The organism is Streptomyces sp. LS-MS-L19 (assembly GCF_058382285.1).
This window is the reverse complement of sequence record NZ_JBYCLL010000001.1, coordinates 3,914,621-3,929,296: the sequence shown is the minus strand read 5'-3', so window position 1 is coordinate 3,929,296 and position 14,676 is coordinate 3,914,621. Positions and strand designations below refer to the sequence as shown.

The 14,676-nt window shown below is 66.1% G+C and carries 8 protein-coding genes and 3 rRNA genes; 6 read left to right on the top strand and 5 right to left on the bottom strand.

Annotated features, from left to right (window positions below; all coding sequences use genetic code 11):
• The first annotated feature begins 119 nt into the window (after nucleotides 1–119).
• From AC2XR2_RS17280 to rrf, 4 genes are all read left to right on the top strand, one after another.
• Complete coding sequence (locus tag AC2XR2_RS17280; RefSeq protein WP_381308762.1) at nucleotides 120–1,127, top strand: stage II sporulation protein M; 1,008 nt, start codon at nucleotides 120–122, stop codon at nucleotides 1,125–1,127.
• A 557-nt stretch (nucleotides 1,128–1,684) separates the two neighbouring features.
• Nucleotides 1,685–3,210, top strand: a 16S ribosomal RNA gene (locus AC2XR2_RS17275).
• A 308-nt stretch (nucleotides 3,211–3,518) separates the two neighbouring features.
• Nucleotides 3,519–6,641 (top strand): 23S ribosomal RNA (locus AC2XR2_RS17270).
• Nucleotides 6,642–6,711: 70 nt separating this feature from the next.
• Nucleotides 6,712–6,828 (top strand): 5S ribosomal RNA (gene rrf, locus AC2XR2_RS17265).
• The 16S, 23S and 5S rRNA genes sit together here, the layout of an rRNA operon.
• A 94-nt stretch (nucleotides 6,829–6,922) precedes the next feature.
• Here rrf and AC2XR2_RS17260 read toward each other — a convergent pair.
• From AC2XR2_RS17260 to AC2XR2_RS17240, 5 genes are read right to left on the bottom strand one after another with little or no spacing between them, the layout of a single operon-like run.
• Nucleotides 6,923–8,233, bottom strand: coding sequence for a DUF58 domain-containing protein (locus AC2XR2_RS17260; protein WP_491515516.1), 1,311 nt, complete (start codon nucleotides 8,231–8,233; stop codon nucleotides 6,923–6,925).
• Nucleotides 8,233–9,222 (bottom strand): AAA family ATPase, encoded by a 990-nt coding sequence (locus AC2XR2_RS17255; protein WP_330266533.1) that lies wholly within the window; start codon nucleotides 9,220–9,222, stop codon nucleotides 8,233–8,235. The genes AC2XR2_RS17260 and AC2XR2_RS17255 overlap by 1 nt, the downstream gene beginning before the upstream one ends.
• On the bottom strand, nucleotides 9,222–10,424 hold the full coding sequence (locus AC2XR2_RS17250) for a DUF4350 domain-containing protein (protein WP_491515515.1): 1,203 nt from the start codon (nucleotides 10,422–10,424) through the stop codon (nucleotides 9,222–9,224). Before AC2XR2_RS17250 ends, AC2XR2_RS17255 begins: the two co-directional genes overlap by 1 nt.
• Nucleotides 10,421–11,185 carry a DUF4129 domain-containing protein gene (locus tag AC2XR2_RS17245; protein ID WP_449348218.1) on the bottom strand — a complete coding sequence of 255 codons (765 nt, stop codon included), beginning with the start codon at nucleotides 11,183–11,185 and terminating at the stop codon, nucleotides 10,421–10,423. Before AC2XR2_RS17245 ends, AC2XR2_RS17250 begins: the two co-directional genes overlap by 4 nt.
• 4 nt (nucleotides 11,186–11,189) lie before the next feature.
• Nucleotides 11,190–12,572: a hypothetical protein gene (locus tag AC2XR2_RS17240; protein WP_491515514.1), complete on the bottom strand. Its 1,383-nt coding sequence runs from the start codon at nucleotides 12,570–12,572 to the stop codon at nucleotides 11,190–11,192.
• 140 nt (nucleotides 12,573–12,712) lie between these two features.
• Between AC2XR2_RS17240 and mtnA the strand changes: the two genes are divergently transcribed.
• Both mtnA and mtrA read left to right on the top strand, forming a co-directional pair.
• Nucleotides 12,713–13,861, top strand: coding sequence for an S-methyl-5-thioribose-1-phosphate isomerase (gene mtnA, locus AC2XR2_RS17235; protein WP_381305997.1), 1,149 nt, complete (start codon nucleotides 12,713–12,715; stop codon nucleotides 13,859–13,861).
• A 124-nt stretch (nucleotides 13,862–13,985) separates the two neighbouring features.
• Nucleotides 13,986–14,675: a two-component system response regulator MtrA gene (mtrA, locus tag AC2XR2_RS17230; RefSeq protein WP_187283109.1), complete on the top strand. Its 690-nt coding sequence runs from the start codon at nucleotides 13,986–13,988 to the stop codon at nucleotides 14,673–14,675.
• Nucleotide 14,676 lies beyond the last annotated feature (1 nt).

The window sequence follows — 14,676 nt, the reverse complement described above, 5'->3', positions numbered from 1 at the left end:
CTTCCCCTGACCTGCCTCGTGGACGGCCAGTCTGCCAAGCTGAGGGCGCATCGCGCCCCAGTACGACAAGCTGACTCTCACGACGGCCACCGACGATCAGCCGAGGAGCAGGCAAACCGATGGACCTCGACGTCTTCGTCACCGCCCACCGAGCCGAGTGGGACCGCCTCGACGCCCTGCTCCGGCGCCAGCGCCGCCTCAACGGCGCCGAGGCGGACGAACTCGTCGCCCTCTACCAGCGCACCGCCACCCACCTCTCGCTGATCCAGTCCAGCGCCCCCGATCCCCAGCTCACCGGCCGCCTCAGCCAACTCGTGGCACGCGCGCGTAGTGCCGTCACAGGAACCCGCCGCGCCTCTTGGCGCGATGTCACACGCTTCCTCGCGTACGGCTTCCCCGCCGCCGTCTACCGCTCGCGCCACTGGTGGGTACCCACAGCCTTGCTCTCCACCGTCATAGCGGCCCTCCTGGGCTGGTGGATCGGCACCCACCCCGAGGTCCAGTCCTCCATAGCCGCCCCCAGCGAACTGCGCGAGCTCACCCGCCCCGGCGGCCAGTACGAGACGTACTACTCCAGCCATCCCGCGGCCTCCTTCGCCGCCCAGGTATGGACGAACAACGCCCAGGCCGCCGCGATGTGCCTGGTCCTCGGAGTCTTCCTCGGCCTTCCGGTCCTGTGGATCCTCTTCCAGAACATGCTCAACCTCGGCATCGGCTTCGGCTTGATGTCCTCGGCAGGCCGCCTCGACACCTTCCTGGGCCTTGTACTCCCGCACGGCCTCCTCGAACTCACCGCGGTCTTCGTCGCCGCCGGCACGGGGCTACGCCTCGGCTGGACCCTGGTAGACCCGGGCCCCCGTTCCAGGCGCACCGCATTGGCCGAGGAAGGCCGAGCCGCCGTGGGCATGGCGATCGGCCTCGCCCTCGTCCTCTTCGTCTCCGGTGCCATCGAGGGATTCGTGACCCCCTCGGGCCTGCCCACTTGGGCCCGCATCGCCATCGGAGTCGTCGCCGAGCTGACCTTCCTCGCCTACGTCTTCGTCCTGGGCGGACGGGCCGCGCGTGCCGGCGACACGGGCGATGTCGACGCAGCCGAGCGCAGCGCCGTTGTGCCCACGGCCGCCTGATGTGCAGTCGGCCGTATTGAGCTGCTACTGTCTCCTTCGCCCCGCAGGAGCCGTTGACACGGACGATGTGGGGAGGTAGATTCGAACAGTTGCCTGGAGCTGGGTTCATCCCGCTCGGCAGCGGTGAGTGTCTGTCTGCTTCTGGGAATCTCGGATTTCACAGGAGCCCTTCCCGATAAATCGGAAACAGATGGCCGGTCAGTCCGGCCCGAAACTTCTGATAATGTTGGGAGCGCCGGAAAGGGAAACGCGGAAGCGGGAACCTGGAAAGCACCGAGGAAATCGGAACCGGAAACGGTCTGATAGAGTCGGAAACGCAAGACCGAAGGGAAAAGCCCGGAGGAAAGCCCGAGAGGGTGAGTACAAAGGAAGCGTCCGTTCCTTGAGAACTCAACAGCGTGCCAAAAATCAACGCCAGATATGTTGATACCCCGTCTCCAGTCAATCGGCTGGGACGAGGTTCCTTTGAAAAAACACAGCGAGGACGCTGTGAGCGATCGCCTTATTCCGACGGTTGCTCCGCTCTCGTGATGTGTGCACCGGATATCCGGTAAACATTCACGGAGAGTTTGATCCTGGCTCAGGACGAACGCTGGCGGCGTGCTTAACACATGCAAGTCGAACGATGAACCACTTCGGTGGGGATTAGTGGCGAACGGGTGAGTAACACGTGGGCAATCTGCCCTTCACTCTGGGACAAGCCCTGGAAACGGGGTCTAATACCGGATACCACTGCTCAAGGCATCTTGGGTGGTTGAAAGCTCCGGCGGTGAAGGATGAGCCCGCGGCCTATCAGCTTGTTGGTGAGGTAACGGCTCACCAAGGCGACGACGGGTAGCCGGCCTGAGAGGGCGACCGGCCACACTGGGACTGAGACACGGCCCAGACTCCTACGGGAGGCAGCAGTGGGGAATATTGCACAATGGGCGCAAGCCTGATGCAGCGACGCCGCGTGAGGGATGACGGCCTTCGGGTTGTAAACCTCTTTCAGCAGGGAAGAAGCGCAAGTGACGGTACCTGCAGAAGAAGCGCCGGCTAACTACGTGCCAGCAGCCGCGGTAATACGTAGGGCGCAAGCGTTGTCCGGAATTATTGGGCGTAAAGAGCTCGTAGGCGGCTTGTCACGTCGGGTGTGAAAGCCCGGGGCTTAACCCCGGGTCTGCATTCGATACGGGCAGGCTAGAGTGTGGTAGGGGAGATCGGAATTCCTGGTGTAGCGGTGAAATGCGCAGATATCAGGAGGAACACCGGTGGCGAAGGCGGATCTCTGGGCCATTACTGACGCTGAGGAGCGAAAGCGTGGGGAGCGAACAGGATTAGATACCCTGGTAGTCCACGCCGTAAACGGTGGGAACTAGGTGTTGGCGACATTCCACGTCGTCGGTGCCGCAGCTAACGCATTAAGTTCCCCGCCTGGGGAGTACGGCCGCAAGGCTAAAACTCAAAGGAATTGACGGGGGCCCGCACAAGCAGCGGAGCATGTGGCTTAATTCGACGCAACGCGAAGAACCTTACCAAGGCTTGACATACACCGGAAACGGCCAGAGATGGTCGCCCCCTTGTGGTCGGTGTACAGGTGGTGCATGGCTGTCGTCAGCTCGTGTCGTGAGATGTTGGGTTAAGTCCCGCAACGAGCGCAACCCTTGTCCTGTGTTGCCAGCGTGCCCTTCGGGGTGACGGGGACTCACAGGAGACCGCCGGGGTCAACTCGGAGGAAGGTGGGGACGACGTCAAGTCATCATGCCCCTTATGTCTTGGGCTGCACACGTGCTACAATGGCAGGTACAATGAGCTGCGATACCGTGAGGTGGAGCGAATCTCAAAAAGCCTGTCTCAGTTCGGATTGGGGTCTGCAACTCGACCCCATGAAGTCGGAGTTGCTAGTAATCGCAGATCAGCATTGCTGCGGTGAATACGTTCCCGGGCCTTGTACACACCGCCCGTCACGTCACGAAAGTCGGTAACACCCGAAGCCGGTGGCCCAACCCCTTGTGGGAGGGAGCTGTCGAAGGTGGGACTGGCGATTGGGACGAAGTCGTAACAAGGTAGCCGTACCGGAAGGTGCGGCTGGATCACCTCCTTTCTAAGGAGCACTTCTTACCGGGTTCGCTCGGTCAGAGGCCACTACGCAGGCAAACGTTCTGCGGTGGTTGCTCATGGGTGGAACGTTGATTATTCGGCACACTTGATCGTCTTCTCCTTCTAGTACTGCTCTTCGGAGCGTGGAACGTTGAGGGAAGCGGGGAGTGTGTCGGGCACGTTGTTGGGTGTCTGAGGGCACGGCCGTTTGGTCTGTCTTCGGATGCCGGCCCCAGTGAACTCGCCTTGTAGGGCGGGGTGATGGGTGGCTGGTCGTTGTTTGAGAACTGCACAGTGGACGCGAGCATCTGTGGCCAAGTTTTTAAGGGCGCACGGTGGATGCCTTGGCACCAGGAACCGATGAAGGACGTGGGAGGCCACGATAGTCCCCGGGGAGTCGTCAACCAGGCTTTGATCCGGGGGTTTCCGAATGGGGAAACCCGGCAGTCGTCATGGGCTGTCACCCTTGCCTGAACACATAGGGCAAGTGGAGGGAACGCGGGGAAGTGAAACATCTCAGTACCCGCAGGAAGAGAAAACAACCGTGATTCCGGGAGTAGTGGCGAGCGAAACCGGATGAGGCCAAACCGTATGCGTGTGAGACCCGGCAGGGGTTGCGCATGCGGGGTTGTGGGATCTCTCTTCCACGGTCTGCCGGCCGTGGGACGAGTCAGAAACCGTTGATGTAGGCGAAGGACATGCGAAAGGTCCGGCGTAGAGGGTAAGACCCCCGTAGTCGAAACGTCAGCGGCTCGTTTGAGAGACACCCAAGTAGCACGGGGCCCGAGAAATCCCGTGTGAATCTGGCGGGACCACCCGCTAAGCCTAAATATTCCCTGGTGACCGATAGCGGATAGTACCGTGAGGGAATGGTGAAAAGTACCGCGGGAGCGGAGTGAAATAGTACCTGAAACCGTGTGCCTACAAGCCGTGGGAGCGTCGGACATCAAGCTTGCTTGATGTCTCGTGACTGCGTGCCTTTTGAAGAATGAGCCTGCGAGTTTGCGGTGTGTTGCGAGGTTAACCCGGGTGGGGTAGCCGTAGCGAAAGCGAGTCCGAATAGGGCGTTTCAGTAGCACGCTCAAGACCCGAAGCGGAGTGATCTAGCCATGGGCAGGTTGAAGCGGAGGTAAGACTTCGTGGAGGACCGAACCCACCAGGGTTGAAAACCTGGGGGATGACCTGTGGTTAGGGGTGAAAGGCCAATCAAACTCCGTGATAGCTGGTTCTCCCCGAAATGCATTTAGGTGCAGCGTCGTGTGTTTCTTGCCGGAGGTAGAGCACTGGATAGGCGATGGGCCCTACCGGGTTACTGACCTTAGCCAAACTCCGAATGCCGGTAAGTGAGAGCGCGGCAGTGAGACTGTGGGGGATAAGCTCCATGGTCGAGAGGGAAACAGCCCAGAGCATCGACTAAGGCCCCTAAGCGTACGCTAAGTGGGAAAGGATGTGGAGTCGCAGAGACAACCAGGAGGTTGGCTTAGAAGCAGCCACCCTTGAAAGAGTGCGTAATAGCTCACTGGTCTAGTGATTCCGCGCCGACAATGTAGCGGGGCTCAAGCGTACCGCCGAAGTCGTGTCATTGCAGCAATAGGGCCAACGCCTGCTGTGATGGGTAGGGGAGCGTCGTGTGCCGGGTGAAGCTGCGCCGGAAGGCAGTGGTGGACGGTTCACGAGTGAGAATGCAGGCATGAGTAGCGATACACACGTGGGAAACGTGTGCGCCGATTGACTAAGGGTTCCTGGGTCAAGCTGATCTGCCCAGGGTAAGTCGGGACCTAAGGCGAGGCCGACAGGCGTAGTCGATGGATAACCGGTTGATATTCCGGTACCCGCTGTGAAGCGTCAAACATCGAACCAGGCGATGCTAAGTCCGTGAAGCCGCCCCGGAGCCTTCGGGCAAAGGGGAGTGGTGGAGCCGACGAACCAGACTTGCAGTAGGTGAGTGATGGGGTGACGCAGGAAGGTAGTCCATCCCGGGCGGTGGTTGTCCCGGGGTAAGGGTGTAGGACGAGTGGTAGGCAAATCCGCCACTCTTGTGTCTGAGACCTGATGCCGAGCCGATTGTGGTGAAGTGGATGATCCTATGCTGTCGAGAAAAGCCTCTAGCGAGTTTCATGGCGGCCCGTACCCTAAACCGACTCAGGTGGTCAGGTAGAGAATACCGAGGCGTTCGGGTGAACTATGGTTAAGGAACTCGGCAAAATGCCCCCGTAACTTCGGGAGAAGGGGGGCCACACCTGGTGATCCAATTTACTTGGTGAGCTGGGGGTGGCCGCAGAGACCAGCGAGAAGCGACTGTTTACTAAAAACACAGGTCCGTGCGAAGCCGTAAGGCGATGTATACGGACTGACGCCTGCCCGGTGCTGGAACGTTAAGGGGACCGGTTAGTCACATTTCGGTGTGGCGAAGCTGAGAACTTAAGCGCCAGTAAACGGCGGTGGTAACTATAACCATCCTAAGGTAGCGAAATTCCTTGTCGGGTAAGTTCCGACCTGCACGAATGGCGTAACGACTTCTCGACTGTCTCAACCATAGGCCCGGTGAAATTGCACTACGAGTAAAGATGCTCGTTTCGCGCAGCAGGACGGAAAGACCCCGGGACCTTTACTACAGTTTGATATTGGTGTTCGGTTCGGCTTGTGTAGGATAGCTGGGAGACTTTGAAGCGGCCACGCCAGTGGTTGTGGAGTCGTCGTTGAAATACCAGTCTGGTCGTGCTGGATGTCTAACCTGGGTCCGTGATCCGGATCAGGGACAGTGTCTGATGGGTAGTTTAACTGGGGCGGTTGCCTCCTAAAGGGTAACGGAGGCGCCCAAAGGTTCCCTCAGCCTGGTTGGTAATCAGGTGTTGAGTGTAAGTGCACAAGGGAGCTTGACTGTGAGACCGACGGGTCGAGCAGGGACGAAAGTCGGGACTAGTGATCCGGCGGTGGCTTGTGGAAGCGCCGTCGCTCAACGGATAAAAGGTACCCCGGGGATAACAGGCTGATCTTCCCCAAGAGTCCATATCGACGGGATGGTTTGGCACCTCGATGTCGGCTCGTCGCATCCTGGGGCTGGAGTCGGTCCCAAGGGTTGGGCTGTTCGCCCATTAAAGCGGTACGCGAGCTGGGTTTAGAACGTCGTGAGACAGTTCGGTCCCTATCCGCTGTGCGCGTAGGAATATTGAGAAGGGCTGTCCCTAGTACGAGAGGACCGGGACGGACGAACCTCTGGTGTGCCAGTTGTTCTGCCAAGGGCATGGCTGGTTGGCTACGTTCGGGAGGGATAACCGCTGAAAGCATCTAAGCGGGAAGCCTGCTTCGAGATGAGTATTCCCACCCCCTTTGAGGGGTTAAGGCTCCCAGTAGACGACTGGGTTGATAGGCCGGATCTGGAAGGCGGGTAACCGCTGGAGGTGACCGGTACTAATAGGCCGAGGGCTTGTCCATATTTGCTCGCGTCCACTGTGTTAGTTCTGAGGCAACGACCGTGTGTTTTCCGGTCTGAGTTTCATAGTGTTTCGGTGGTCATAGCGTGAGGGAAACGCCCGGTTACATTCCGAACCCGGAAGCTAAGCCTTACAGCGCCGATGGTACTGCAGGGGGGACCCTGTGGGAGAGTAGGACACCGCCGAACAATTTTTGATGAAAAGGCCCACACCTTATGGTGTGGGCCTTTTCGCGTTTCGGTTTCTGTTTTTAAGGGGGCGCCTCGCGCCCCCTTTTTTTGTTTACAAACGTCCCGCTGCCTTCAGTGCCAGATACGCGTCTGCCAGCGCCGGTGCCAAGTCGTCAGGAGTCGCGTCGACGACAGTCACCCCGTGCCGGCGGAGTTGCTCCGCCGTGCGCTGACGTTCCGTCTGGGCCTGGGCGGCTGCTGCGGCTTCGTAGATCGCCTCGGTGTTTCCACGGGCTGTGGCCATGCGGGCGATGTGGGGATCCGCCACCGAGGCCAGAAGGACGGTGTGGCGTTGCGTGAGCTGAGGGAGTACGGGCAGCAGGCCCTCCTCGATCGGCGCGGCGTCGAGGCTCGTGAGTAGCACGATCAGGGAGCGGCGAGGGGCCGTACGAAGTGCCGTGGCCGTGAGGCTTCGGGCGTTTGTTTCGACGAGTTCGGGTTCGAGGGGGGCCATCGCGTTGACCAAGGAAGGAAGCAGGTCCTTGGCTGTGCGGCCCTGGACCAGGGCGCGTACTCCGCGGTCGTATGCGAGGAGGTCCACGCGGTCGCCGGCGCGGGACGCGAGGGCGGCCAGGAGCAGGGCCGCGTCCATGGAGGCGTCGAGGCGAGGGGCGTCGCCGACGCGGCCTGCTGACGTGCGGCCGGTGTCGAGGACCAGGAGGATGTGGCGGTCGCGCTCGGGGCGCCAGGTGCGTACGGCGACAGCGCTCTGCCGGGCGGTGGCTCGCCAGTCGATGGAGCGGGTGTCGTCGCCGGGGACGTACTCGCGCAGGCTGTCGAATTCCGTGCCTTCGCCGCGGGTGAGGACGCTGGTGCGGCCGTCGAGTTCGCGCAGGCGGGCGAGCTTGGAGGGCAGGTGCTTGCGGCTGGTGAACGGGGGCAGCACGCGGACCGTCCAGGGGACCTTGTGGGTGCCCTGGCGGGAGAAGAGGCGGAGGGGGCCGTAGGAGCGAATCGTCACGCGGTCGGCCTGGCGGTCGCCGCGGCGGGTGGGGCGTAGGCGAGTGGTGAGGCGTCGGCGTTCGCCGGCGGGGACCGTGAGGTGGTGGCGGGAGGCTTGCACCTCGGTGCCGGGCTGCCAGCTGCTGGGGGGCCAGGCGTCGCGGATGTGGGCGCGGAGGGGGCGGCCCGACGGGTTGGTGATCGTGAGGGTGACGTCCGCGGTTTCGCCCAGGCGGGCGGAGGTGTCGCCGGAGCGGATCAGGCCGAGTCGTCGTACGGGAGCCGCCAGGGCGAAGTCGCAGGCGCAGGCCACCGCCAAGGGGCCGTTGACCGCGAGGAAGCCCGTCCAGCTGGGCTCCCAGATGCCGATGGGGAGGGAGCCCAGGGCTGCGATGAGGGCGGCTCGTCCGGTGAGGGCCATCAGCGGGGGACCGGGACGTGGGCGAGGATCGCGTTGATGACGGAGTCCGGAGTGACGCCTTCCATCTCGGCCTCCGGGCGGAGTTGCACGCGGTGGCGGAGGGTGGGGAGGGCCAAGGCCTTCACATCGTCGGGGATGACGTAGTCGCGGCCGGTGAGCCATGCCCACGCGCGCGAGGTGGCCAGAAGGGCCGTGGCGCCGCGGGGGGAGACGCCGAGGGTGAGGGACGGGGACTCGCGGGTGGCGCGGCAGATGTCGACGACGTACGCGGTGATCTCGGGGGAGACCGTGGTTTTCGCGACCGCTGCCCGTGCGGCTTCGAGGTCGGCGGGGCCCGCTACGGGGCGTACGCCGGCGGCCTTGAGGTCGCGGGGGTTGAAGCCCTCGGCGTGGCGGGTGAGGACGTCGATCTCGTCCTGCCGGGAGGGGAGCGGGATCGTCAGCTTGAGGAGGAAACGGTCCAGCTGGGCTTCGGGGAGGGGGTAGGTGCCCTCGTATTCGACCGGGTTCTGGGTCGCGGCGACCAGGAACGGGTCGGGGAGGAGGCGGGGGGTGCCGTCGACCGTGACCTGGCGCTCCTCCATGGCCTCCAGGAGGGACGACTGGGTCTTGGGCGGCGTGCGGTTGATCTCGTCGGCCAGGAGGAGGTTGGTGAAGACCGGGCCGGGTTGGAAGGAGAACTCGGCACTGCGGGTGTCGTAGACGAGGGAGCCCGTCACGTCGCTCGGCATGAGGTCGGGGGTGAACTGGACGCGCTTGGTGTCGAGTTCCAATGCGGATGCGAGGGCGCGGACGAGCAACGTTTTGGCGACCCCAGGGACTCCTTCCAGTAGTACGTGTCCGCGGCAGAGGAGGGCGACGACGAGACCGGTCACGGCGGGGTCCTGGCCGACCACGGCTTTGGCGATCTCGGCGCGCAGGGCTTCCAGGGAGGCCCTGGCGCTGTCCGGGTTCCCGGTGGTCCCGGCGTTGTCAGTGGTCGGGTCCATCATGAACGGCGTACCTCTCTTTCGAGGGCGTCGAGTTGGTCGGCTAGGGAGATGAGGGCTGCGTCGTCACTGGGCGGCGGGCCGAAGAGCAGGGAGTGCAGGGGCTGTCCGTCGCCTTCTGTGTGCAGGTGGGCGGACAGGGCGGGGAGCAGTGCTTCGGGCGCGTGCGCCTGGGAGACGGGGATGCCTACGAGAGGGGCGAGGCGGGTGCGGGTGGTGGAGCGAAGAGCGGTGGCCGCGCGGTCGCGGGCGGCCGCCTTGCGGTAGAGGCGGGCGCGGCCTTCGACGGTTTCGGAGGCGCGGATGGCCACGGGGAGTTTTTCGGGCACGAGGGGGCCGAGTCGGCGTGCCCTCCACAGGGCGGCGAGTGCTGCCGCGAAGAAGAGCTGAAGCGTGCCCCAGAGCCAGCCCGAGGGGAGCAGGTCGAGGAAGTCCTTCTGCTCGGCCGGATCGGCGGCGGAGGTGTCGGAGAGCGAGGGGAGGTACCAGACCAGATGGGGGCGGGAGCCGAGGAGTTGGAGGGCGAGCGAGGCGTTGCCCTGCTTGTCGAGCGTGTCGTTGTAGAGGATGTCGGGCGCGCCGAGTACGACGGTGTCGCCGTCCCCGGACGCCGCCGGGACGCGCACCAGGGTGGGCAGGCGGTCGCTGGGGTAGCACTCGTCGTTGCCGGGGTGGGTGACGGTGTAGCGGATGCCGCCCGTGTCGGCGGTGCCCGCGCGCCGGGCGGCGGGGAAGGCGCAGTCGGGGGAGAGGGTCGAGTCGAGGCTGGTGGCGGGGTCGGCCACGACGCCGGGGGCCAGGCGCTCGACGGACCAGCTGCCGGGGGCGACGAGGACCGTGCGGCCGTCGGAGTCGGCGGTGGCGGAGCGCAGTCGGCTCTGCTGGCGGTGCGTCAGGAAGTCGGGTACGGCGATCAGGAGCGTGGTGTCCGGGCCGGCCGCGGCGCGTGCCTCGTCCAGGGTGGTGACCACGCGGATGTCGACGCCCCGGTCGGCGAGCAGTTGGGCGACGGCCCGGCTGCCGAACGGGTCGGCGGAGCGGGGGTCGAGGCCGCCGTGGTGCTCGGCGGAGCGGATCGCCGCGATCGCCACGGCCGCGACGAGAAGGAGCACGACAGCGAGGACTACGCCTCGCGCGCGGGTCCACACCTGGCGGGTGGTGGGCGAGGCCGAGGTGGACGGGAGCGTGGCCTCGGTGGTCATTCGGCGGCTCCCTGGCGGGCGGGCTGGTCCGCGCTGTGGCTGCTGTTGGCGTTGTTCGTGCCGCTCGTGCTGTTCGCGAGTACTGGCTTGGTGCGTTCCAGGTCGCGGTCGAGGTCGGCGATGCGGTGGTACGACTGCTCGGTCGCGGCGCGGCCGCCGTATGTGACGTCGTCGAAGTCCCGGGCCGCGGAGCGCAGTCGGTCCGTGTGGGAGGGCAGGGCGCGGCCGGCTTCCGCGGCTGCCTCGTCCGCGGTGCGGCCCGGGCGGACGTCGAGGAGGGTGCGTTCCTCCAGGGAGCGGACGATGGCGCGCATGCGTTCCTGGACGGCCTGGTTCCAGTGGCGCTGGGCGGCGTGCGCCTCGGCGGCCGCGCGGTGGTCGGCGGCGCTGCGGGGGCGGTCGTCGAACAGGGTGGCGGAGGAGACCGGCGCGCGGCGCGGGCTGCCCAGGCGCCACCACAGGGCGCCGACGACCAGGAGGACGACGGCGATGACGACGACCAGGCCGAGCGGTCCTCCCGGTGTCGCGGACGAGGCGGCGTTGAACAGCTTGTCCACCCAGTCCCAGAAGGCGTTGAGGGCGCGCTGGAACCAGTTGGGGTCGTTCTCGTGGTACATCCGCTTGGACAGCTCGCGGCGGGCCGCCTCCCGCGCGGGGTCGCGCGGGATCGTCAGCGGCGGTTCGTCGGCGGACCGTGCCGAAGACAGCACGGAGATGTCGCCGGCGCGCAGCAAGGTGAGCACTCCCCCCGGCAGGTTCACCGCATCAGCTCCCGGGAGTGGTGCCGGTGCCGTAGCCCTGGACGCCGGCCGCGCGGGCCAGTTCGAGGTCGAGGGCCTCGCGGCGGATGCGCTGGTCGATGTAGAGGAGCACGGTGACGCCAGCCGAGATCGGGAAGGTGATCATGGAGCCGATGACCGAGCCGATGCCGCTGATGATGAGGAACGTCCAGCCGAGGTCGCCGGTGCCGTCGACGAAACCGCTGAGGCCTTCGCCGCTCAGGGCGGCGGCGAGGAAGCTGAAGGGGAGGACGACGATCGCCGCGACGATGTTCGAGATGATCGCGGCCAGCAGTTGGATGCCGAGAACGCGCCACCAGGAGCCGCGGACCAGCTTGGTGGAGCGCTTCATCGACGTGGTGATGCTCTGCTTCTCCAGCATCAGCGCGGGCGAGGCCAGGGAGAAGCGGATCATCAGCCACACGGCGACGACACCTGCTCCGAGGACGCCCAGGACGGCGAGGGCGATACCGCCTCCGTCCGACCCCGCGACGGCCACGAGGATGCCGGGCAGCGCGCCCACGGTGAGCACGCCGAAGGTGATGAGCAGCAGGAGGAAGATCAGGCCGAACAGCCTGGGCACTTGCGGGCGGGCGTCCCGCCACGCCTCGCCGGTGGTGACGGGGCGGCCGAGCACGGCCCGGCTGGTGACGGTCGTGAGCAGTGCGGTGGCGGCGATCGTGCCGATCAGCGAGATCAGGAGGACGACCGAGGTGCCGAGCAGGCTCTCGCCCAGGGCGCGGGTCACCTCGTCGGCGCTGGCACTGGGGTCGCTGAGGCCCTCGGTGCCGGTGCTGTCGTTGAGGACGAAGCCCTGGAGCAGGATGACCAGGACCTCGGTCACGACCGCGACGGTCAGCGAGATGCCCAGGACCGTGCGCCAGTAGGTGCGCATGGTGGAGACCGCGCCGTCGAGGATCTCGCCCACGCCGAGCGGGCGCAGCGGGATCACGCCGGGTTTGGCCGCGGGCGGGGGGCCGCCCCAGCCGCCGTATCCGGGATGACCGGCGTAGCCGCCGCCCCAGCCCGGCTGAGGGCCCTGGCCTCCGGGCGGGCCCGCGGGGGGCGGGGATCCCCAGCCTCCGGGGCCGGGAGGGGGTGGGGGAGGGGCCTGGCCGGGAGCGGCGGGACCTGTGGGCGCGGACCACTGGGCGGGTGGCGGCTGTTCCTGGGACCACTTCGGGCCGGCGTTCTGCGAGGGGTCCGTCGGCTGCTGGGTGGGCTGCGCCGCGTCGGCGGGCTCGGCGGGCTTCGCGTCGGCGGGCTCGGTGGAGCCGGACGGGCCGGGCTCGGTGGGGCCGGGCGTGCCGGGCTCGTGGCCGTCGGACGGGGCGGATCCGGGCGAGGCCCAGCCCGGAGTGTCTTTCATCGTCGCTCCTTCACGGTGCCCGTCCGCGGTCGCGGCGGCAGGTTGGCAGCCATCGTGCCATGGGGTGGTGGGCGAAGGACCAGCCGCGGTAGGGGCTGCACACCTTCAATACTCCGCCGGACAAGGGGCAGACTGACGGCATGGCTGATCAGTACGCGCAAACCGGCGAGGACAGCAAGCCCACCGAGATACCGGCGATCCGCTGGGAGGAGCCACCGGAAGGTCCTGTACTGGTGCTTCTCGACCAGACGAGACTGCCGGCCGAGGAGGTCGAACTGGTCTGCACGGACGCGTCCGCGCTGGTGGAGGCGATCCGGTCGCTCGCTGTGCGCGGGGCGCCGTTGCTCGGGATCGCGGGGGCATACGGGGTCGCGCTCGCCGCCGCGCGCGGGTTCGACGTGGACGAGGCGGCGACCGTGCTGGCCGGTGCGCGTCCGACCGCGGTGAACCTGGCGGTCGGGGTGCGCAGGGCGCAGGACGCCTACCGGGCCGAGCTCGCCCGCAGCGGCGATCAGGAGCAGGCGGCCGCGGCGGTGCTGGCGGCGGCGCGCGGGCTGCACCAGGAGGACGCGGCGGCCAGCGCGGCGATGGCCGAGCGCGGGCTGACGCTGTTGGACGAGTTGCTGCCGGGTGGTGGGCACCGGATCCTGACGCACTGCAACACCGGTTCGCTGGTGTCGGGCGGTGAGGGGACGGCGTTCGCCGTGGCTCTCGCGGCGCACCGGGCGGGGCGGCTGCGGCGGCTGTGGGTGGACGAGACGCGTCCCCTGCTCCAGGGCGCCCGGCTGACGGCGTACGAGGCGGCGCGCAGCGGGATGGCGTACACCTTGCTGACCGACAACGCGGCGGGCTCGCTGTTCGCGGCCGGGGAGGTGGACGCGGTGCTGATCGGTGCGGACCGGATCGCCGCCGACGGCTCGGTGGCGAACAAGGTCGGGAGCTATCCGCTCGCGGTGCTCGCGCGGTATCACCATGTGCCGTTCATCGTGGTGGCACCGCTGACCACGGTGGATCCGGACACGCCGGACGGGGCGTCGATCGAGGTCGAGCAGCGGGCCGGGCACGAGGTCACCGAGATCGCGGCGCCCCAGGTGCCGGTGGCGGGAGGCGGGGCCGGCGGCGGGATTCCGGTGGCGCCGCTGGGTACACAGGCCTACAACCCGGCTTTCGATGTGACACCGCCGGAGCTGGTGACGGCGATCGTGACAGAGGAGGGAGTGGTGTCGCCGGTGACCACTGAGGCACTTGCTGAGCTGTGTGCCAGGGCCCGGCAGGCGACGATCAGCTGATCGAGGAACGGGGACGACGCGGTCCGCCGAGGCACGAACCGCAGACAGTAGCGACCCCATACGACTATCGTCACAGGTCAGTGACCTCCCTCACCAGCGCCCCGGTCACTGTTACGAGAATGGGATGATGTCGTTTATGAAGGGACGAGTCCTTGTCGTCGACGACGACACCGCACTTGCCGAGATGCTGGGCATCGTGCTGCGTGGTGAAGGTTTTGAGCCGTCTTTCGTAGCCGACGGTGACAAGGCGCTGGCCGCGTTCCGCGAGGCCAAGCCGGATCTGGTGCTGCTGGACCTGATGCTGCCCGGGCGGGACGGTATCGAGGTGTGCCGCCTGATCAGGGCGGAGTCCGGGGTGCCGATCGTGATGCTGACGGCCAAGAGCGACACCGTCGATGTCGTCGTGGGGCTGGAGTCCGGCGCCGACGACTACATCGTGAAGCCGTTCAAGCCGAAGGAGCTCGTGGCTCGGATCCGGGCACGGCTTCGCAGGTCGGAGGAGCCGGCTCCCGAGCAGCTCGCCATCGGGGATCTGGTCATCGACGTGGCCGGGCACTCCGTGAAGCGGGACGGGCAGTCGATCGCGCTGACGCCGCTGGAGTTCGACCTGCTGGTCGCGCTCGCGCGCAAGCCGTGGCAGGTGTTCACGCGTGAGGTGCTGCTCGAGCAGGTGTGGGGCTATCGGCACGCCGCCGACACTCGGCTCGTGAACGTGCATGTACAGCGGCTGCGCTCCAAGGTCGAGAAGGACCCGGAGCGGCCGGAGATCGTGGTGACCGTCCGTGGTGTGGGTTACAAGGCAGGGCCCAGCTGAC